This window comes from Flavobacterium sp., assembly GCF_044341265.1.
Classification (GTDB): Bacteria; Bacteroidota; Bacteroidia; order Flavobacteriales; family Flavobacteriaceae; genus Flavobacterium.
Map to the genome: position 1 here is coordinate 25,542 of NZ_JBIISA010000026.1, position 21,944 is coordinate 47,485.

Below are 21,944 nucleotides of genomic sequence, written 5' to 3' on the forward strand. Positions count from 1 at the left end.
AATCACCAATAATGTTAGATATAAAAGATTTTTCTTTTTTTGAAAACCAAAATAGCTTTGACTTTAAAGGATTTTTAATAAAAACTGGTAGTTATTGGAAATGGTTCATATTTGGATTGGCAGTTGCATTGACAATTGCTTATCAAATAAATATAAGAAAGCAAAAAATTTATTCTCTCGATACTACAATTGCTGTCAAAGAACAAGAGAATCCGTTGTTTACTTCAAATACAAGTTTAGTTTTCAATTGGGGAGGAACTTCAGATCAAGTGCAAACAATTGCAACTACACTAAAATCTCGATCTCACAACGAATTAGTTGTAGATAAGTTAGATTTTTTCATAGACTATCAACAAGAACAAAAATATTATACAAAAGATGTTTATGGTTCAACACCTTTCTTTGTAAAAATCGATAAATCTAAAAATCAATTGCTTGGTGTGCCAATTCAAATAGTTTTTGTGTCTCCATCCGAATATCAGCTAAAAGTTAATTTTAAATCAAATTCTGCTTCTGTAATAAATTATAATACCAATGCCAAAGATGTTCAATCAGTTGTTAGTGGTGATTTTATTAAAAATTACAAAGTTGGGCAAAGAATTAATCTTCCTTTCTTGAATTGTGTTGTTGAAATAAAAGATAATCCTGGGAAATATACAAATGATAAATATATTGTCAAGATGAATAATTTTGATGATGTTGTTTCTAATTATAAAAACATAAAAGTAGCTGTTGATGAAAAGGCAGGTTCCATATTGAAGTTGTCAATGCAAGGAACAAATAAAGCTAGAATTGTTGATTATCTCAATGCAACCGTTAGAATGTTGATGAAGAAACAATTAGAGAGTAAAAACTTATTTGCAGAAAATACTATAAAATATATTGACACGACTTTGACTCTTATGGAAGGTGATTTAAGGGATTCTAATAATGAGTTAAAGGATTTTAGTAGAGATAAGAATATTGTAGAAATAGAAAGAAGAGGAGAAACATACCAAAGCCAGATAACTGAACTTGACATAATTAAAGATGGAGTTGATAGAAAAATTAACTATTACAATACGTTAAGTGGTTATTTAAGAAATAGTAGTGACTATTCCAAGTTGCCAGCACCATCAGTAGCTGGAATTGAAGATCCAAATATTCTTAAAAACGTATCCGATTTAATAACACTTTCTGTAAGAAGATCAGAAATGGCCTATTCTGTAAAAAGTGAATTAATGTTTGACAATATTGACAATGAAATTTCTGCTGTAAAGAAAGTTTTATTAGAAAATATTAGTGCAGCAAAAGCAGCTATCCAATTTGAATCTTCTCAAGTGAGAAACAAAATGAGTCAAGCAGAAAGTAACATAAGACAATTACCAGAAGACAGCCAAAATTATCTCAAAATAATGAGAAAATTTAATCTTAGTAATAGTGTAATTGATGCTTTTCTACAAAAAAGAAATGAGGCTCAAATTGTTAAAGCAGCAAATTTATCAGATGTACAATTTATTGATCCAGCAAAAGACATAGGTGGTGGTTTAATTGGTCCAAGAACAGGTGTAAATTATATTATCGCCATATTTTCTGGTCTAATAATCCCATTGTTAATTGTGTTTTTAATATTTTTTATTAACAACGCTATACAAAATACAGATGATATTAGTTCATTAACAAATATTCCACTTATTGGGGTTGTTGGTATGAAGCATACTGACACAAATTTATCTGTTTTTGAAAAACCTAAATCAGCATTATCAGAATCCTTTAGGGCAATTCGATCCTCGCTCCAATTTTTGTATAAAAAACAAAAAGTTTCTGGAAGTAAAGTGTTAATGCTTACATCCTCCGTCAGTGGTGAGGGAAAAACCTTCTGTTCAATCAATATTGCAACGGTATTTGCATTAAGTGAAAAGAAAACAGTTATTGTAGGATTAGATTTAAGAAAACCTAAGATTTTTGACGATTTTAATCTTAAGAATAATATTGGTGCAGTTAATTATTTAATTGGTCAATCAACATTAGAAGAGATTACTCAAAGTACAAAAATTCCTTATTTAGATGTTATAACATCTGGGCCAATACCACCAAATCCATCCGAACTTATTATGGGTGAAACTATGAGTGAGTTAATGGAGGAATTAAAAGAAAAATACGATTATGTTATTCTCGATACGCCACCAGTTGGATTGGTAACTGATGCGGTAGAATTATCAAGTTATGTTGATGTAACATTATATGTAATGCGTCAAAATTTCACTAAAAAAGAAATGGTTAACTTGTTGAATAATAGGGTTAAAAGAGATGAGTTGCACAATGTTAGTATTGTTTTAAATGGATTTGAGAACAAAGCTAAATATGGTGCTGGATATGGTTACGGTTATGGCTATGGTTATGGTGCTTATTCTAACGGATATCACGAAGAAGAACCATCAGGAAATGTTTTAGTAAAATGGTATAAAAGTATTTTTCAAAAGAAAAAATAAATAATGAGTAATACTTTTCAAAAAATATTAATTACAGGAGGTGCTGGTTTTATAGGATCTAATTTGTGCGATTATTTTATAAATAAAGGATACCATGTAACTTGTTTGGATAATTTTGCAACTGGACATAAACATAATATTGAACATTTGTTATCTAATGATAGATTTGAATTAATTGAGGGTGATATAAGAAATCTAACAACTTGTTTAAAAGCTACTAAAGAAAAAGATTTTGTTCTTCATCAAGCAGCTTTGGGTTCTGTGCCAAGATCTATACAAGATCCAATCACAAGTAATGAAGTTAATGTTACAGGTTTTTTAAATATGTTGGTCGCTTCTCGTGATAATGGAGTTAAGAGATTTGTTTATGCAGCAAGTTCTTCTACATATGGAGATTCAGAGGCTTTGCCAAAGGTAGAAGAGGTAATTGGAAAACCGCTTTCACCTTATGCAATTACTAAATATGTAAATGAATTGTATGCTGACGTGTTTAGTAAAACCTATGGGTTAGAAACAATAGGATTGAGGTATTTTAATGTTTTTGGGAGGCGTCAAGACCCAAATGGAGCTTATGCTGCTGTTATACCGAAATTTGTTATGCAATTTATGCGTCACGAAAGCCCAGTGATTAATGGGGATGGAACCTATTCTAGAGATTTCACTTACATTGATAATGTGATTCAAATGAATGAGTTGGCAATGACAACACAAAATAAAGAGGCACTTAACACAGTTTATAATACAGCATTTGGTGATAGAGTAACTCTTAATGAGATGGTTAATTTATTGAAAGAAAATTTATCAAAACATGATGCTTCAATTTCAGAAGTATCAATTGTTTATGGTGCTAATAGAGTAGGAGATATACCACACTCTTTGGCAAGTATAGAAAAAGCGAAACGATTACTAAATTATAATCCAAAATATTCCTTTTCATTGGGATTACAAGAAGCAGTGGAATGGTATTGGAATCATTTAAAATAAATAGAATGAAAATAACAAATATTTGCTGCATAGGAGCAGGTTATGTTGGTGGACCAACAATGGCAGTTATAGCACAAAAATGTCCACATATTAAAGTCACTGTTGTTGATTTAAATGAAGAAAGAATTGCAAGATGGAATGACGAAAATGTAGACAATATTCCTGTCTATGAACCAGGTCTTGGAGATATTGTTGCACACTCAAGAGGGAAAAATCTTTTCTTCTCTACAGAAGTTGATAAATCAATTGAAGAAGCTCAAATCATATTTATTTCGGTTAATACACCTACCAAAACTTATGGTTCTGGTAAAGGTATGGCAGCCGATTTAAAGTATATTGAACTTTGCGCAAGACAAATTGCAAGAGTTTCAAAAACTGATAAAATTGTTGTTGAAAAATCAACTTTACCAGTAAGAACTGCTGAGGCTATTAAAAGTATTTTAGATAATACAGGTAATGGAGTGCAATTTCAAATATTATCCAATCCAGAATTTTTGGCAGAGGGAACAGCAGTTGAAGATTTATTGAGTCCAGACCGTGTACTTATTGGTGGTGACACAACAGAAGAAGGTCAAAGAGCTATTCAATCTTTAGTTGAAGTTTACGCTAATTGGGTTCCAAAAGAAAGAATTTTAACTACTAATGTTTGGTCTTCAGAGTTGTCTAAATTAACAGCTAATGCTTTTTTAGCACAACGAGTTTCTTCTATTAATGCAATGTCTGAGCTTTGTGAGAAAACTGGTGCTAACGTAAATGAAGTATCCAGAGCTATTGGTATGGATAGTAGAATTGGTCCAAAATTCTTGAAAGCTTCTGTAGGATTTGGAGGTTCTTGTTTTCAAAAAGATATTTTAAATTTGGTTTATATTTCTAAATCTTTCGGATTAAATGAAGTTGCCGATTATTGGGAACAAGTTATTATCATGAACGATCACCAAAAAAGAAGATTTTCTAAAAATATAGTAAGTACTTTATACAATACTATTGCCGATAAAAAGATTGCATTTTTAGGATGGGCATTTAAAAAAGACACAAATGACACTCGTGAATCAGCAGCTATTTATGTTGCTGACGATTTGATTAATGAACAAGCAAAAATAGCAGTTTATGACCCTAAAGTTGATTATAAGCAAGTAATTTCCGATTTGAATTATCTTGAGACACGAACTGACGAGCAAAATAGAAAGCATGTAACGTCTTTCAAAGATGTTTATGAAGCTTGTTCCAATTCTCATGCTATCGCGATATTGACAGAATGGGATGAATTCAAAACTTATGATTGGCAAAAAATCTACGATAGTATGCAAAAGCCAGCTTTTGTTTTTGATGGTAGAAATTTATTAGATGCAAATAAAATTAAAGAAATAGGTTTTATTTACCAAGAAATAGGTTCGTAAATTTTAATTGTAAACCACTTTTAAATGGATATAAAAATAGGTATAATAGGGTTAGGATATGTTGGATTACCGCTAGCTAGATTGTTTGCGACCAAATACCCAGTCGTAGGATTTGATATAAATCAAAATAGAGTATCAGAACTTAATAAAGGAAATGATTTTACTCTTGAGATTGAAAAAGAATTGTTGCAATCTGTACTTGTTGAAAAACCATTGAGTAAAGTAGGTTTGTTTTGTACTACTCAATTAGAAGATATTAAAGATTGTAATTACTACATAATTACCGTTCCAACTCCTGTTGATAAATACAATCGACCTGATTTAACTCCTTTATATAAATCAAGCGAAACAGTTGGTAAAGTTCTTAAAAAAGGAGATATTGTTATTTATGAATCTACAGTTTATCCTGGACTTACAGAAGAAGAATGTGTTCCAGTATTAGAACGTGTTAGCGGATTGAAATTTAATGTTGATTTCTTTGCAGGCTATTCTCCAGAACGAATTAATCCAGGAGATAAAGAACATACTGTCGATAAGATTTTGAAAATTACAGCCGGTTCAACTCCAGAAATAGGTATAAAAGTAAATGAAATATACAAATCGGTTATTACTGCAGGAACACATTTAGCTCCTTCAATAAAAGTTGCTGAAGCGGCCAAGGTAATCGAGAACTCTCAAAGAGACATCAACATTGCTTTTGTAAATGAGTTGGCTAAAATTTTTAATATTCTTGATATTGATACTCAAGCTGTTCTTGAAGCAGCCGGTACAAAGTGGAATTTTTTAAATTTTAAACCTGGTTTAGTTGGTGGACATTGTATCGGTGTTGATCCTTATTATTTAGCTCAAAAAGCGCAAGAAGCAGGTTATCATCCTGAAATAATTTTGGCAGGAAGACGTCTTAATGATAGTATGGGTGAATATGTTGCTTCTAGAATTGTTAAGCTTATGATTAAAAAGCGTATTCCTGTAAATCACTCTAAGTTATTGATGTTGGGAATTACTTTTAAAGAAAATTGCCCTGATGTGAGAAATACTAAAATAGTAGATGTCATCAAATCATTACAAGATTATGGAATAACAGTATCAGTATATGATCCGTGGGCCAATCCAAGTGAGGTTAAGCATGAATATGGGTTAGAAACAACAGAAACCTTGCCTACTGATAAATATGATACCATAGTTTTAGGCGTTGCTCACAATGAATTTTTAAATATAGATTTGGAACAATTTAAAAACCCAAACTCTGTTGTTTATGATGTAAAAGGAGTTTTGAAATGTTCAATTGATGGTAAATTATAATACTTAAATATATTCAGCATAAATATGAAAAAAATAGTAATCACAGGCGGAGCAGGATTTATTGGTTCACACGTTGTAAGACGATTTGTTAATAAATATCCTAATTATCACATATATAATCTTGATGCGTTAACTTATGCTGGTAATCTTGAAAATATTGCTGATATAGAAAACGCTCCCAATTACACTTTTGTAAAAGGCGATATAGTAGATGCTGATTTTATCAATGCTTTGTTTGCTGAGCATCAATTTGATGGTGTCTTGCATTTGGCGGCTGAGTCACATGTTGATCGTTCTATTACAGATCCTTTGAGTTTTGTAAAAACCAACGTCATCGGAACAATGAACCTTCTAAATGCTGCTAAAACCATTTGGAAAGACAACTTTGAAGGTAAACGATTCTACCATATTTCTACCGATGAGGTTTATGGTTCTCTTGGTGCTGAAGGTTTATTTACTGAAACAACAAGTTACGATCCAAACTCTCCTTATTCTGCTTCTAAAGCAAGTTCTGATCACTTCGTTAGAGCTTATGGAGAAACTTATGGATTGCCTTATGTAATTACAAATTGTTCCAATAATTATGGGCCTTATCATTTTCCAGAGAAATTGATTCCGCTTTTTATAAATAATATTATCAATAACAAACCACTTCCTGTTTATGGAGACGGAAAATATACTCGTGATTGGTTGTTTGTAGAAGACCATGCAGTAGCTATTGATTTAGTATTTCACGAAGGAAAAAATCATGAGACTTATAATATTGGTGGTTTTAACGAATGGCAAAATATCGATTTAGTAAAATTATTATGTGTTCAAATGGATTCTAAATTAGGTCGTCCTGAAGGAACTTCTGAACAATTGATTACTTATGTAAAAGATAGACCAGGACACGATTTGCGCTATGCAATTGACGCTACCAAAATCAATAAGGAATTGGGATGGAAACCATCTGTAACATTCGAACAAGGATTAGAGCGAACTATCGATTGGTATTTGGCTAATGAAACTTGGTTGAAAAATGTTACTTCTGGCGAATATCAAAAGTATTACGACAAACAATACAACTAAATTTTATGAATCCCTATCTATACATATTTGGTACCTTGTTTTTTACAGTTTATGGTCAAATTGTGTTAAAATGGCGATTGACAGGTTTGAAAGTTATTCTTCCTGAAGGATTTAGGGATAAAATGATTTATTTGATAAAATTAGTACTCGATCCATTTATATTTTCAGGATTTGTTTCTGCTTTTGTTGCTTCCTTATTTTGGATGGCAGCTATGACAAAGTTTGAAATCACCCAAGCCTATCCATTTATGAGTCTTGCACCAGCATTAATTTTTGTAATTGGGATTTTATTTATGGGAGAAACGTATACCATTGGTAAACTTTTAGGATTAATTTTAATAATGATTGGAATTGTAGTAACTGTTAAATATTAATGTATGGAAAATTCAATTCAAGTTTCAATAGTAAGTCCTGTTTATAGAGCTGAAAAAATTATTGATAAATTAGTTTCTGAAATTCAGAAAGTAATGATTGAAATGAAGGTTTCCTACGAAATAGTTTTAGTTGATGACAGAAGCCCTGATAATTCTTGGCAAAAAATGGTTGCTCTTTCAAAACTTCATAGAGAAGTAAAAAGCGTTCGATTGAGTAGAAATTTTGGTCAACATCCTGCAATTATGGCAGGATTGTCTCTTGCAAAAGGCGAGTGGATTGTTGTAATGGATTGCGATTTACAAGACCAACCAAAAGAAATCATAAAGTTATTTCAAAAAACTCAAGAAGGATATGATATAGTTTTAGCCCAAAGAGGAGACAGAAAAGACGGTTTTTTTAAAAAATTATTCTCAAAATTATTTTCTATAATATATAGTTATTTAACAGAAACAAAATTTGATAATTCAATTGCTAATTTTGGAATTTATAACAAAAAAGTGATTCATCAAGTTAATGAAATGAATGATTATATAAAGTCATTTCCTCTATTTGTTAATTGGGTTGGATTTACATCTACATCTGTAAAAGTAGAACATGCAGAGCGTGAATCAGGAAAATCTAGTTACACTTTTTCAAAGCTTCTTAGTTTGGCTTTTAATACAATAATATCATTTTCTAACAAACCTTTAAAACTATTTGTGAAATTTGGATTATTGATATCTTTTTGTTCCTTTGCTTTTGGAGTTTATACGATAATTAGATATTTTGCAGGACAAATTTTAGTTTTAGGATATAGTTCGCTAATGGTTTCTATTTGGTTTTTATTTGGAATACTGATTACCGTTATTGGTGTGGTTGGTATTTATATTGGTAAAATCTTTGATCAATCAAAAGGTAGAGCATCGTTTATAATAGATAAAAAAATTAATTATGATGAATAAGAATATTTTTGCAGATGAAATTATTGTTGGGAGAAATTCTATTATTGAATCTTCAGCAAAAATTAGAGGAATTAATGGTAATGCCAAGCGAATAGTTATTGGTGATAATTGTTATATTGGAGAAAACGTTCAAATTATTTGTGACGATTTTTCTATTGGAGATTACTCTAAAATTCAGCATGATACCAATATTCATGGATATTTACCATGTCACATTGGTCACAATGCCTGGATTGGTCAATATTGTATTATTGATTCTATCGGAGGTACAACGATTGGTAATAATTGTGGAATTGGTGCACATTCTCAAATTTGGAGTCACATAAAATATGGGGATACTTTAGAAGGTTGTCGTTTTTTAACTGAGAAACCAATGGTAATTGGGAATGATGTTTGGTTCGTTGGGCATTGTATTGTTTCACCAATTGTTGCACAAGATAAATCAATGGCTATGGTTGGTTCTGTTATAACTAAGGATATGGCTTTTAATGAAATTTATGCTGGATCACCTGCTAAATCAATTTCTGATAAAATTGGCTTTCAATTTTTAGAAGTTTCTACGGAAACAAAATTTAAAAAAATGAATAATTATCTGAGAGAATGGAATCCTAATTCTAACTCAATTAAAATTATTAGTGATGAAAGAGAAATTGATATTGATAATAAACTCGTTTCTTACTTTAACGTTTCCGATAGAACTTATACAAAAAGACTTTCAGAAGAAGAAATCAGTTTTATGAAATTTTTGCTTCCAGCAAGAGGAAAGTTTACCCCAAAATAAATTTATATTTATTCATTTTCAAAAGCCAATTAATAAACACTATTTAGTTAAACTTTACATTTGTAATGTTTTAATCTTATGAAAATATAGGGAAATATACATATATATATAAGGTTTTATATTATTGAAATCCTAATTAATTTATTGTACAGATTTTTTTTAAAACTTTTTGCTTATTTTTTATATTTTATTTTCAAAACAGTTTGCCATTTTTTTATATGCGTATTTCGTCGATTATTATTGCTTATTATCGAATACTTGCATAGTTGTATTTTCAGTGAAAGAAAATGTACTATTTTAGTCGATTAAAATATCTAATTATATTTATAGTCAAATAGTTAGCTTTAAAAAAAATTGAGCAAATAATATAAAAAGTCACATAAACACTGATGTTGCATAGAAAAAAAACTACATTTATTACTCTCCTTGCCGTTTTGATGGTTCTGTTAGGAATAAACAAAACTCAAGCTCAGGTAAATGCTTACACTCTAACACAATCGGTTACTGGATACACTCCATTATCTGGAGCTACAACAAATGCTTTCGTAGCACCATGGGATAATCAAGCGGCAGTTCAAGTCCCGTTGGGTTTTACTTTTACTTATGATAGTGTCAATTTTACACAATGTTATATTAGTCCAAATGGTTTTATAACCTTTGGAACTGTTACTCCATCAGCGACTAATTATGTTCCTTTATCAGACAATACAGCATATAATGGAGCAACTAGTGGAGGTGTTGTTTGTGCCTTAGGTACCGATTTAATTTCAAGTGCAACTAATCCAGCAGATATAGTTTATGCAACTGAAGGTACATCACCCAATAGAACTTTTGTAGTGCAATGGACTAATGCAAATAGAAAGACAGCTGTTGGTGATTTTGATTTTCAAATTCGCTTGTCAGAAACTTCTAATGAAATACTTATATTGTATGGTAATTGTGATACATCTCTTTCTGCTTTAACGGTAAATGTCCAAGTAGGTTTGAGAGGACAAAATAATGATATTGCACAAGGAAATGTTTTTAATCGTTTTCAAGGAAGTAATCAGCTTTGGGATGTAACTGGGGCAACTATAAATGGTACGGTAAATACACATACACTTTTTACCAATTCAGCAGCATATCCTCCTTTTGGATTTCAATATTTGTATGTGCCTGGTCCACCTTGTGTAACTCCGCCAAGTCAACCAACAGATTTAGTTATTGGTGGAACAAGTATTACTAGCAATTCTTTTGTAGGTAATACTTTTACAGCTGCAACACCTGCACCTTCAAAATATTTAATTGTTAGAAGCACAGTAAATACACCGCCAACATCAGCAACATTTATTAATAGAAATACATACTCTGTAGGTTTTAATTATGGAACAGCTCCAATTTATAGAGTGGTTGCTAATTCTAATTTATTAACGTTCAATCAAACAGGATTAACCTCAGGTACAACTTATTATTATTGGGTTATTTCTTATAATGATAAATGTGCTGGCGGACCATTTTATAATTTGACAAATCCACTTTTTGGTTCAGCAACAACCTGTTTTCAGTCTACAACAGCTTCGGCTGCAACAGCAGTAGGAGGAAATGATTTTACTGCAAATTGGTTAGCTGTAGCTGGTGCCACAGGATATGCAATTGATATATCAACAAGTAGCATTTTTGCAACATTTCTACCAGGTTATAATAATTTACTTTTGAGTTCAGCAACAACCTCACTTAATATATCAGGTTTGTTGCCATTTACAACCTACTATTACAGAGTAAGAGCGCTTGGTCCAGGTTGTATTGTAAATAGTAACACCATAACGGTTGCAACAACATGTGGCTTTTATACTATTCCTTATGTGCAAAATTTTGATTCCACACCAGTTGGATCGGCTCCAACATGTTTTTCTGTTTTAAACATTAATGCCGATACTAATCAATGGAGAACACAAACAGTTAATTTTGCATCAGCGCCTCGTTCATTTCAAATTGATAAGAACATAACAAGTGATATGAATGATTGGTTTTTTCTGCCAGGTTTGAATTTAACAGCTGGCGTTTCTTACCGACTAAAATTTAGTTATAATACAGGAAATACAAGTTCTAATTCAGAGAATTTGGCTGTTTTTTATGGTACTAGCCAGTCAGTGGCAGGTATGACCAATACATTAACTACGTTAACAGGAATTGATAATAGTTTCTATGAAACCACTCAGATAGATTTTACGCCAGTTAGTTCAGGTATTTTTTATATAGGATACAGAGGATATAGTATAGCCAATCAGACCTATATTGCCATTGATGATATTAGTGTAACTTTATCACCATCTTGTATTGAGCCTACTGAGGTTGTCTCTTCTGCTATCACAGCTACAACTGTCACTCTTAATTGGGTTCCTTCAACAGCACCACCAGCATTGGGATATGAATATTTTCTTTCAACTACAGCAACGCCACCAACTATAGCTACCGTAGCTACAGGATCAGTTGGTGCAGGTATTACAACATTAAATCTTACTGGATTAAACCCAAGTACAAGTTATTGGGTTTGGCTTAGGGGTAATTGTTCAAGTTCCGATAAGAGTATTTGGTCAATGGAAGAAACTTTCAATACAGAGTGTTCGCCTCCTCTAGTAGTATCAACTGTTCCTGTTACGAGATGTGGATATGGAACTGTAAGTTTGGTAGCTAATCCTAGTGCTGGTTCTGCAATTCGTTGGTTTGACGCTTTATCTGGAGGTGCTCAAGTTGCCTCAGGGAACACATTTGCTACTCCAGCTTTAAGTACAACAACAACCTATTATGCAGAAGCAAGAGCTTTTGGTGCAATAGCAAAGTTAGGACCATCCAATCCAAACACTCAATTGGGTGTGAAAGGACTTCAAAATTATCAAGGCTTTGTAAATTTTACAGTTAATTCAAATACCTCCTTACAATCGGTAGATATTTTTCCAATTGCATCTGGACAATCAGGTCAATTGGTGATAAGAAATTCATCTAATATTACACTTGCAAGTTTTAATTTTACAACTACTGTTTCTGGAGGGAATACACTTCAACAAATCAATATGAATTATACTTTAATTCCAGGGATGTATAATTTGTATTTTAGTACTTTGCCAGCCTCTGGATTGAGAATGAATACTACAAACGCAGCCTATCCATATACTTCATCTGTGGCTAGTATCGACGGTAATAGTGTTGATGGTAATTTTAATTTAGGAGCTTACAATTGGAAATTCACAACTGAATGTCTATCAGCAAGAGTACCAGTTACTGCAACAGTTACTTCTCCACCAGCTTTGAGCTTAAGTACAACTTCTTTAACTATTTGTGAAAATGAAACAACTTCACTTGTAACTGTAGTTGGAGCAGGAGCTTATGATAGTTTAGTGTGGTCACCAGCTACAGGTGTTTCTGGAAATGTTGTTTCAGGCTTTACTTTTAATCCTACAGTAACAACTACATATTTATTGTTAGCTAATCAAACTTCTGGAAGTCTTTGCGGAAACTTAGCTTCAATAACAATTAATGTAAATCAAGCGCCTCCAATAGTGTCTATCCTTCCTGTTAATCCATCAATATGTGAAGGAACTATTCAGCCACTTTTTGGTAGTACTAGTATTGCTACTCCTGCTATTTTAATTAATGAAAACTTTAATGCACCAACTAACAATTGGGTAGTTGCTAATACTTCAACAGGTGGAGACACTAATGCTTCTCAATGGACTTTAAGACCAAGTGGATATAACTATATTAATGGTTTTGGTTGGAATGTTACTTTTAATAGTAATGATAATTCGCAATTTTATTTAGCAAATTCCGATTCGCAAAGTGGTACAGCTGGAACAGTTACTAGAACAACATTAACATCGCCTTCTTTTAATTTAGCAGGATTTACTTCTGCCAATCTTAGTTTTTTTCACTATATTAATGCCATTGCTTTTGATAAATTTGAAGTACAAATTACATCTGATAATGGAGCTACTTGGACAAATTTAAGGTCTTATACCGTTTTGCAAGGTGGCCCATCAGCTTTTTCTAATGTGCTTGTTGATTTAGTTGCTTATTTAGGTATGCCAGATTTAAAAATCCGATTTAATTATGAGTCAAATTGGGGTTATTGTTGGGCATTAGATAATGTAAGAGTATCTGGAACACTTTCAGCTGCTTTAACATGGACACCAATTACAGATTTGTATTCTGATGCAGCAGCAACTATGCCTTATGTTGCAGGTACACCAGCAAGTGTTGTTTATTCAAAACCAACTAATTCAATAACTTATACAGCAACTTTAACTGGTTCTAACGGATGTTTGAGAGTTGTTACAAATACAGTAACGGTTTCTCCTCCAACAGTTGCAGGTGTACTTTCAAGTGATCAGTCTATCTGTACAGGAGTTCCAGCAAGCAATTTGGTTCTAACAGGTAGTGTTGGTTCTATTTTGCGTTGGGAATATGCCAATGATGCTGCGTTTACATCAGGTTTAACTAATATTGCAAACACAACAACAATATTAACACCAGCGCAAATGGGTGTTTTTACTACCATTCGTTATTTTAGAGCAGTAATTAGAAGTGGTGCTTGTAGTCAATTATATAGTAATGTAGTATTTGTTGCTTTTTATAATACCACTTGGAATGGAACTACCTGGAGCAATGGTCCGCCAAATGCCACAACACGTGCAATATTTGCTGGGAATTATACTTCATCAGGAGATTTATTTGCTTGTTCTGTTAGAATAAATTCAGGTGCTGTAACCTTTAACGCTAATCACTCTTTAGTAGTAACCAACGATGTGGTTGTTGTCGGTGGCGGCTCTCTAATTTTTAATAATAATGCAAGTTTAGTTCAAGTTAATAATGCTTCAATAAATACTGGAAACATAACTTACAGACGTTCGGCAATGCCTATGAGACGATTTGATTATACTTATTGGTCTTCTCCAATTGCTAATCAAGTATTGTCTACTTTTTCTCCATTAACGCCAACCGATAAGTTTTTTGTTTTTAATCCAACCATAGCTAATTGGTCTAATGTAGCTGCGGCTTCCAGTATGATTGTAGGTAAAGGATATTTGGTAAGAGCTCCTCTTTCATATAATCTAGTTACAACAACTGTTTATAACGGAAGTTTCGTTGGAGTGCCAAACAATGGAATAGTTACAAGTCCTGTGTTAGTTTCAGCAAGTGATTTTAATTTAATAGGAAATCCATATCCAAGTGCGGTTAATGCAGATTTGTTTTTATCAGATCCTCTTAATGTTGGAGTAGTAGATGCTACTATTTATTTTTGGACTCACAATACGCCAATTGCGGCAGGTCAATATACTTCTAATGATTATGCTATTTACAATTATTTGGGAGGAACAGGAACTAGTTCTGCGCCAAATACTGGTGTAAACTCATCAGTTCCTAATGGCAAAATTGCTTCAGGACAAGGATTCTTTATTAAAGCATTGTCTAATGGTTCAGCAACTTTCTCAAACGCTATGAGAATTGTTGGAGACAATAACCAGTTTTTTAGAATGCAATCACCATTGAACCCATCAACGTCAGAAACAGTGGTTTCAGAGAAACATAGAATTTGGTTAGATGTTGTGGACCAGCAAGGTAGTTACAAACAAACCTTAGTTGGCTATGCTACCAATGCAACAATGGGAATTGATAGAGGTTATGATGGTGAATATCTAAATGTAGGGAATTCAGTTGCTTTATATTCTTTAGCAAATTCTACTACTACTTTGTCAATACAAGGTCGTTCTTTACCATTTTCAGATTTAGATGAGGTGCCTTTAGGATTTTATGCTGCAACTACAGGAAGTTTTACAATTAATTTATACGACTTTGATGGATTGTTTCTTAATCAAAATATCTATTTAAAAGACAAAGCACTCGATATCATACATGATTTGAAACAGTCATCTTACACTTTCCGAGCTGATGCAGGAACTTTTAATGAAAGATTTGTTCTAGTTTATCGCAACCAAGCTTTAAATATCAATTCGTTTTCATTTAATGCTAATGATGTTATAGTTTATAAACCAAATCAAGATCTTCATGTCGATTCAGGTAAAACTATTATGAAATCAATTAAAGTATTTGATATTAGAGGAAGGTTATTACTTGAAAAAGAAGCTATTAATGCTAATAAAACTTCTTTTAATGTTGGTTCAACTAATCAAGTACTACTTATTGAAATTACTTCAATAGAAGGGACTATGATTACTAAAAAATATGTAAATTAATTAGGTTAATTTTACTCCAATACAAAGCGCTATTACTTGATTAATAGCGCTTTTTCTTTGTAATACAGTGCTTTAGTTTATTTTTCTATAGATAAAAGACCTATTTTATGGATAAACTACTTTGCAATTGAGATTTAACGAGTTTTGGTGCTATTCATCGAGAATATTTTAATTCTCATTAGTACGGATGTAGTTTTGCTTCAGAAATTTAAACAAAAGCAATGAACACAAATACTACATCAACTTCTTTCATCTCTGAAAACAGAAAGTTTTTAGTTGTTTTATTTATCGTATTTTTATTGTCAAGCGCAGGTATGTTTGGTCAAACAAAAACAGAGGTTACTCCAGTTTGCGAACCAACTACAACTACTATTTGCACAGATACAGTTCAAGCTATTGCTTTTGAATCTGATGTAGATTTCATGAATTGGTTTATGGGTTCTAAACAAGGGCAAACTATTCAAAAAGCAAATGAAACTGCAACTACAGTTTCTAGAAAAAAACAAATTATTTCTTCTGGTGTAACTCCTAATAAAGTGCTTTACAGAACTTTTATGAAAAGAGTTATCAGTCAAGAAACAGCAATCGCGTAAGTTAGGTTAGAATTAGAATAAATAGGTTAGTTAGAATAGAAGCTTCTCATTTTTGAGAAGCTTTTTTTTGTTTTAATAATTTATTAAAAACAATAAATTTCACTTCATCATTTTTTAATGTTAAAATAGCGTAAAAATAACAATGTGGTAATGTTTAAATGAAATTGTTTAAAAGCATATTTTATCAAAATAATTCTTACTAAATATGAAGTGTTTTTTTTAAATCGCTATGTTTTTTATCGATTATATTTTACATTTCGTCGATTTGTCAGCTAGACAGTTAGTTATATTAAAATTTTACAAAAATTTAATGTATTTTTATCAACTTATAATAAAAGAATATTACCCTAAATACAAATGCTATGATGATATCATTACAAGAAAAAGTAACGAATGCCTTTTTAAAATCAAACACAATTAAAGCTTTAATGCTTTTATTAGTTGGTTTTCTAGGTGGTAACAATGTAAATGCGCAGGTTTCGGCTTATACAGTTGATCAGCTTCAAATTACTCCTGCTTTTGCTGCTTTAGTTGCGCCAACAAATTTATTCGCTACTAGTGGAAATATTGATAGTGGTGTTGCTGCTGTCACTATTCCTTTTACTTTTAGATTTAATGGTCTTGATTATACAACCGTACAAGTATCGATGAATGGTTTTGTAACTTTTGGAGCTACTGCTCCACAACCGTTAGAAGTTGGGCCTATTTCTAGTACTGATCTATATGAAGGGGCAATTTCTGTATTTGGTTGTGATTTAGATATGATGAGTGCATCAGCAGCTAATAATGTTTCTTATTTAACTTCTGGTCTTCTAGGAAGCAGAATATTAAAAATACAATGGAGATCTATAAAAAGGTCTAATAATTTAGGAACTGCTGCCCAAGCTGACGCTACGAATTTAACATTTCAACTATGGTTATATGAGGGAACTAATGTTATTGAAATGCATTATAACCCTTATACAGCTGCTTCATCATTTCCTACTACACTTCCAGCAGCAGTTGGAACAGCACCGCAGATTGGTTTAAGAGGAGCAAATAATTCCGATTTTAAAAATCTTAGTCAGGCAACTACCGGAAATTGGCCAGGAGTAGCTCCATCTCCTGTGGGAACATTTCCATTAGGGACTGCAAATAACCAAACAGTTCTTACTCGAACATCAGCATTGATTGAGTTATCTTCTAATCGCCTGTTCCGCTGGACACCAGTTACGTGTTTTGCACCAGGAGGTCTTAACGTTACAGGTTTAACATCTTCAACGGCTACTATCAATTGGTCTGCAACAACACCAGCGCCAGGAGATAGTTATCAATATTATGTTGGTACCTCTGCTACACCATCAGGTGCTACAGGATCTGTTGGTCCTTTGGTAACAACAGCTAACTTAACAAGTTTAACTCCAGGGACACAATATTATTATGCAATTCGTTCGGTATGTAGTACTACGCCATCTAATGTTAGTGCTTGGTCAACGGTTGGTACATTTACAACTTTTTGTACACCGGTAAATACTCCTTATTATGAGCCATTTGATGGTCCATCTCCAAATATAACTTCACCATACCATGCTACTGTAGGTTTATTGCTTCCAGTTTGTTCTTCACAACAAAATGTAGGAACAGGAAATCCATGGGTTACTTCTAGTGCAGATTATTACCCAGTTTCTGGTATGGCTGAAAACATATTAATGTATAATGGTCAGAATCCAGGAAATTCAAATCCAGCAAATGTTTGGTTCTACACAGGAGGTATTAATTTATTAGCTTCTCAGTCATATACAGTAGATTACTTATATGGAGGTACAGATGTTCCTTCTACAGTGACAAATAGATTAGAAGTTGCTTATGGTACATCACCATTGGCTGGTTCGATGACTACAATTTTAGATACCAATAGCAATATTAAATCTTCTCCTTTTCAAAATAAAATTACTTTTACTCCACCAGCAGATGGTGTATATTATATAGGTCTTAGAGCTTTTTCAGATCAAAATAACGGTCAAATGTTTATTGACGATTTGCAAGTGTATGAATCAATTTGTTTAAGACCAACTGCTGTTTCAGTTTCAAGTATTACAGGTTCATCTGCATTCTTAAGTTGGACGCCACCAACACCTGCACCAGCTTCTGGTTATGTGTATTATTTCAATACTACAGGTATAGCTCCAACAAATGCTACAGTGCCTTCTGGAACTACAGGTTCAACTAACGTTACTTTAACAGGATTAGCAGGATTAACTACTTACTATTTCTGGGTTCGTTCTAGTTGTGGTGCAGGAGATTTTGGTGAATGGGTTGCTTTGAATAATGCAGGAAATCCATTTTTTACAACGCCAGTACAAATTAACTACTGTGCTTCTGTAAGTACAACAAACCAAAACTACTTTACTAATTTTGCTACAACTGGTGCTATATCAGATGTTTCAAATGCAACCGGTTATGCAACTGGAGGTTATGCAAATTATACGTCACAAATTATTACGCAAGCACGCTTAGGTTCTGTAAATGTTAATACTACATATAATAGTATGGCTGGTGGAGTAGGTATAGCGATGTGGGTAGACTGGAATCAAGATGGTACATTTGATATTACTGAGCGAGTATATAACTCTGGCGCATATTTATCAACGCCACCTACAATAAACTTTACTGTTCCTAATACCGCTTTGCTTGGTTTAACAAGAATGCGTATTGTGGTTGACTGGAATGCTATAAGTCCAAGTGCTTGTAATGCAGCAATGACAAGAGGTGAAACCGAAGACTACGGATTTGAAGTAGTTACGGTGCCACCAGCATTAGTAATTGATAATATTGATGATACAGTTTGTGCTTGTAGTCCATCGAATCCAATTGTTGTTACAACTGGTTTTGCTGATTACCAAACTTTTTCTTGGTCGCCTTCAACTGGTGTAACTGGTTCGGGAACTCCTGGAGATCCTTTTATTATTACTTCTTGTACAACACAAACTTATACCTTAACAGCATCTCAAACGGCTTCACCATTCAGATTTAATAGAGTGCGTTTTGTTTACAATGCAAATCCATTGCCAACACCAATTACAGTTACTCCAGCAACACCAACTGTTTGTCAAGCAGGGCCTGCGGTTCAGCTTACTGCTACCGGTGGTATCGTTGCAGGATTTCCAATATTAAATGAGAATTTTAATGATGCAACTAATGCTTGGACAGTAGCAAATAACGGAGGTAATCCTGCTGCATTGTGGACATTAAGACCAAACGGTTACAATGAACCATTGGGTGCAATTCAAAGTAATGACTCCTCTCAATTTTATCATGCAGATAGTGATACTGGTTCTTCTGGCGGAGTTTTGGTATCAAATACCTTTTTGACTTCTCCAGCATTTAGTACAGTAGGTTATACTCAAGCTTCATTAAGTTTCTGGCACACCTATAATTTTTTCGCTGGAGATAGTGGTACGGTGCAAGTTTCAACTAATGGATCAACTTGGACTAACTTAGCAGTTTATACAACAGACCAAGGTACTTATACAAATTTCCAAAATGTTATTATTCCACTTAATGCTTATTTAGGTCAAGCTACTGTTTATATTCGTTTTTGGTATAATGCTAATTATGACTGGTCATGGTCTGTAGATAATGTACTTGTTTCAGGAAGTGCTTCATCAGCTGTAACTTGGAATAATTTAGTAGGACCAGTAGCAAATGGAGTAGCAGTTCCAGGTTTATTTACTAATGCTCTTGCTACTTTACCTTATATAGCAGGTACAGGTTCAGCTTCTGTATTCGCAATGCCAGCTGCTTCTATCACTTATACCGCAAGCGCAAGCACACCTTCACCTGTTTGTACTACTGTTACTAACGTTCCGGTAACTGTTTCGCCAATTGTTGCAGGAACTGCTTCTGGAAATCAAACTATCTGTTACGGAGCACCTTCAGATTTAACTTTAACTGGTACTACAGGTACGGTTACTGGATGGCAATATTCGGCAAATTTAGCTTTTACAACACCTGTTGCTATACCAGCAAGTGGTTCAGCTACATTGACATCTGCTCTAATGGGTAACTTGTTTGCAACAAGATATTACAGAGCTGTAGTTACAAACGGAAGTTGTACAGCTTTTTCAAATGTAATTACTGTAACTTATAATTCAACAACTTGGGATGGTTCTGCTTGGAGTCCTAGTCCGCCAAATGCAACAATGACAGCAATTTTCGATGGAGATTATACTTCGACAGGAAATTTGAGTGCTTGTTCTGTATATATTTCAAGTGGTGATGTTACCTTCTTAGGAGGTCATACATTAGAAGTTCAAAATATTGTTGATACTTCTGGAGGAACTTTAACCTTTGAAAATAATTCAAGTTTAGTTCAAGTAGTAAATGGTATAACTAACAATGGTAACATTACTTACAGAAGAAATACTACACCAGTGAGAAAATTTGATTATACTTATTGGTCTTCACCTGTAGCTCCTCAAACATTAGTTGGATTATCTCCACTAACACAATATGATAAATACTATTCATTTAGTCCAGCAATTAACAATTGGATAAGTGAAACAAGTACAAATTTAATGATTGCAGGTAAAGGGTACATCATTAGAGCTCCAAATACACATGATGCAGTTACACCTTCTATATTTAATGGTCAGTTTTTTGGTACTCCAAATAATGGTGTGATTAGTACACCAATAGTTATTGGTGCTGCAGATGTTAACTTGATTGGTAATCCATATCCAAGTGCTCTAAATATTGATACATTCTTCGATTTCAATGGTATTACTACTGGTACTGGAGTAATTGAGAAAACTATATACTTATGGACACATAACACTATTATTACAAACAATAATTATGTAAATAGTGATTATGCGGTTTACAACTATATGGGAGGAATTGGTACAACAGGTGCGCCAGGAGCAAACAATGCTGTTCCAAACGGAAGAGTAGCCTCTGGACAAAGTTTCTTTATAAAAGGTTTATTGAACGGAAATGCAGTTTTCAATAACTCTATGAGAGTAGTTGGAAACAACAATCAATTCTTTAGATATAATAATCAAGCAACAGCTGTAAATTCAGGTAATAAAAGCCGCGTTTGGTTAGAAGTATTTAACAGTCAAGGAGCATACAAACAAATAATGGTTGGATATGCTGGTGGTGCAACCAATGATTATGATAGTGGATATGACGGTGAAATCTTAGATTCTGGAAGCACAGTGAATTTCTATTCTACATTAGGAATTAAGAAATTAGCGATTCAAGGTCGTGGTTTACCATTTAATGAAAATGATATTGTTCCATTAGGATTTAAGAGTACTCAAGCGGGTAGTTATGAAATAAAACTATCAAACTTTGATGGCATTTTCGATACTCAAAAAGTATATCTAGAAGATAAATTATTAAACGTAATACATAATATTAAGTCAAGTAATTATACGTTTACAACTAATGCAGGAACTTTTGACAATCGTTTTGCATTACGTTTTACAGACAGTGCTTTACAAGTAGATGATCAATTGTTTACAGAAGAGTCTGTAGTAATTTTCAAAGAAAATCAAACGATAAACATTACCTCTTCATTGACTCCAATGAAATCTGTTCAAATATTTGACATAAGAGGAAGTTTATTGTTCTCTAATGATAAAGTAAATGCAACGGAATTTAAAGTTACCAATCTTCATTCATCGCAACAAGTTTTATTAGTTGTTGTTGAGTCTGAAAATGGTACGAAAGTTTCTAAAAAAATTATCTATTAGTTTTTTATATAATGCAACCATACAAGTTTTCTTAATTTGTATGGTTGTTTTTTTAGCTTAA

At 32.9% G+C, this 21,944-nt stretch carries 11 protein-coding genes; all 11 read left to right on the top strand.

The annotated features are described in order from the left end of the window. The first annotated feature begins 11 nt into the window (after nt 1-11). The 11 genes from ACIQ06_RS12190 to ACIQ06_RS12240 all read left to right on the top strand — a co-directional run bounded on the left by ACIQ06_RS12190 (nt 12) and on the right by ACIQ06_RS12240 (nt 21,883). Nucleotides 12-2,471: a polysaccharide biosynthesis tyrosine autokinase gene (locus ACIQ06_RS12190; protein ID WP_396146677.1), complete on the top strand. Its 2,460-nt coding sequence runs from the start codon at nt 12-14 to the stop codon at nt 2,469-2,471. 3 nt (nt 2,472-2,474) lie between these two features. Beyond that, entirely contained in the window at nt 2,475-3,455 is a 981-nt protein-coding gene (locus ACIQ06_RS12195) for an SDR family oxidoreductase (RefSeq protein WP_396146679.1), read from the top strand. Nucleotides 3,456-3,460: 5 nt separating this feature from the next. Further along, a complete protein-coding gene (locus ACIQ06_RS12200) occupies nt 3,461-4,852 on the top strand; it encodes a UDP-glucose 6-dehydrogenase (RefSeq protein ID WP_396146681.1) in 1,392 nt (463 codons plus the stop codon). A 24-nt stretch (nt 4,853-4,876) separates the two neighbouring features. Continuing rightward, on the top strand, nt 4,877-6,154 hold the full coding sequence (locus tag ACIQ06_RS12205; protein ID WP_396146683.1) for a nucleotide sugar dehydrogenase: 1,278 nt from the start codon (nt 4,877-4,879) through the stop codon (nt 6,152-6,154). Between the two features lie 24 nt (nt 6,155-6,178). Beyond that, nucleotides 6,179-7,225, top strand: a complete 1,047-nt coding sequence (gene rfbB, locus ACIQ06_RS12210) for a dTDP-glucose 4,6-dehydratase (protein WP_396146685.1) — start codon at nt 6,179-6,181, stop codon at nt 7,223-7,225. 5 nt (nt 7,226-7,230) lie between these two features. Next, nucleotides 7,231-7,599, top strand: coding sequence for an EamA family transporter (locus ACIQ06_RS12215; RefSeq protein WP_396146687.1), 369 nt, complete (start codon nt 7,231-7,233; stop codon nt 7,597-7,599). A gap of 3 nt (nt 7,600-7,602) precedes the next feature. Beyond that, nucleotides 7,603-8,541 (top strand): glycosyltransferase family 2 protein, encoded by a 939-nt coding sequence (locus tag ACIQ06_RS12220; protein WP_396146689.1) that lies wholly within the window; start codon nt 7,603-7,605, stop codon nt 8,539-8,541. Next, nucleotides 8,531-9,322, top strand: a complete 792-nt coding sequence (locus ACIQ06_RS12225; protein ID WP_396146691.1) for an acyltransferase — start codon at nt 8,531-8,533, stop codon at nt 9,320-9,322. The genes ACIQ06_RS12220 and ACIQ06_RS12225 overlap by 11 nt, the downstream gene beginning before the upstream one ends. 389 nt (nt 9,323-9,711) lie before the next feature. Continuing rightward, entirely contained in the window at nt 9,712-15,552 is a 5,841-nt protein-coding gene (locus tag ACIQ06_RS12230; protein WP_396146693.1) for a hypothetical protein, read from the top strand. A gap of 221 nt (nt 15,553-15,773) precedes the next feature. Continuing rightward, nucleotides 15,774-16,145: a hypothetical protein gene (locus tag ACIQ06_RS12235; RefSeq protein ID WP_396146695.1), complete on the top strand. Its 372-nt coding sequence runs from the start codon at nt 15,774-15,776 to the stop codon at nt 16,143-16,145. A 362-nt stretch (nt 16,146-16,507) separates the two neighbouring features. After that, nucleotides 16,508-21,883 carry a fibronectin type III domain-containing protein gene (locus tag ACIQ06_RS12240; RefSeq protein ID WP_396146697.1) on the top strand — a complete coding sequence of 1,792 codons (5,376 nt, stop codon included), beginning with the start codon at nt 16,508-16,510 and terminating at the stop codon, nt 21,881-21,883. Nucleotides 21,884-21,944 lie beyond the last annotated feature (61 nt).

Excerpts from the sequence above, each read along its gene's own strand:
- ACIQ06_RS12215 (WP_396146687.1), top strand. The coding sequence starts at position 7,231 with ATGAATCCCTATCTATACATATTTGGTACCTTGTTTTTTACAGTTTAT.
- ACIQ06_RS12205 (WP_396146683.1), top strand. The coding sequence starts at position 4,877 with ATGGATATAAAAATAGGTATAATAGGGTTAGGATATGTTGGATTACCG.
- ACIQ06_RS12190 (WP_396146677.1), top strand. The coding sequence starts at position 12 with ATGTTAGATATAAAAGATTTTTCTTTTTTTGAAAACCAAAATAGCTTT.
- ACIQ06_RS12220 (WP_396146689.1), top strand. The coding sequence starts at position 7,603 with ATGGAAAATTCAATTCAAGTTTCAATAGTAAGTCCTGTTTATAGAGCT.
- ACIQ06_RS12235 (WP_396146695.1), top strand. The coding sequence starts at position 15,774 with ATGAACACAAATACTACATCAACTTCTTTCATCTCTGAAAACAGAAAG.
- ACIQ06_RS12240 (WP_396146697.1), top strand. The coding sequence starts at position 16,508 with ATGATGATATCATTACAAGAAAAAGTAACGAATGCCTTTTTAAAATCA.
- ACIQ06_RS12200 (WP_396146681.1), top strand. The coding sequence starts at position 3,461 with ATGAAAATAACAAATATTTGCTGCATAGGAGCAGGTTATGTTGGTGGA.
- rfbB (WP_396146685.1), top strand. The coding sequence starts at position 6,179 with ATGAAAAAAATAGTAATCACAGGCGGAGCAGGATTTATTGGTTCACAC.
- ACIQ06_RS12195 (WP_396146679.1), top strand. The coding sequence starts at position 2,475 with ATGAGTAATACTTTTCAAAAAATATTAATTACAGGAGGTGCTGGTTTT.
- ACIQ06_RS12225 (WP_396146691.1), top strand. The coding sequence starts at position 8,531 with ATGATGAATAAGAATATTTTTGCAGATGAAATTATTGTTGGGAGAAAT.
- ACIQ06_RS12230 (WP_396146693.1), top strand. The coding sequence starts at position 9,712 with ATGTTGCATAGAAAAAAAACTACATTTATTACTCTCCTTGCCGTTTTG.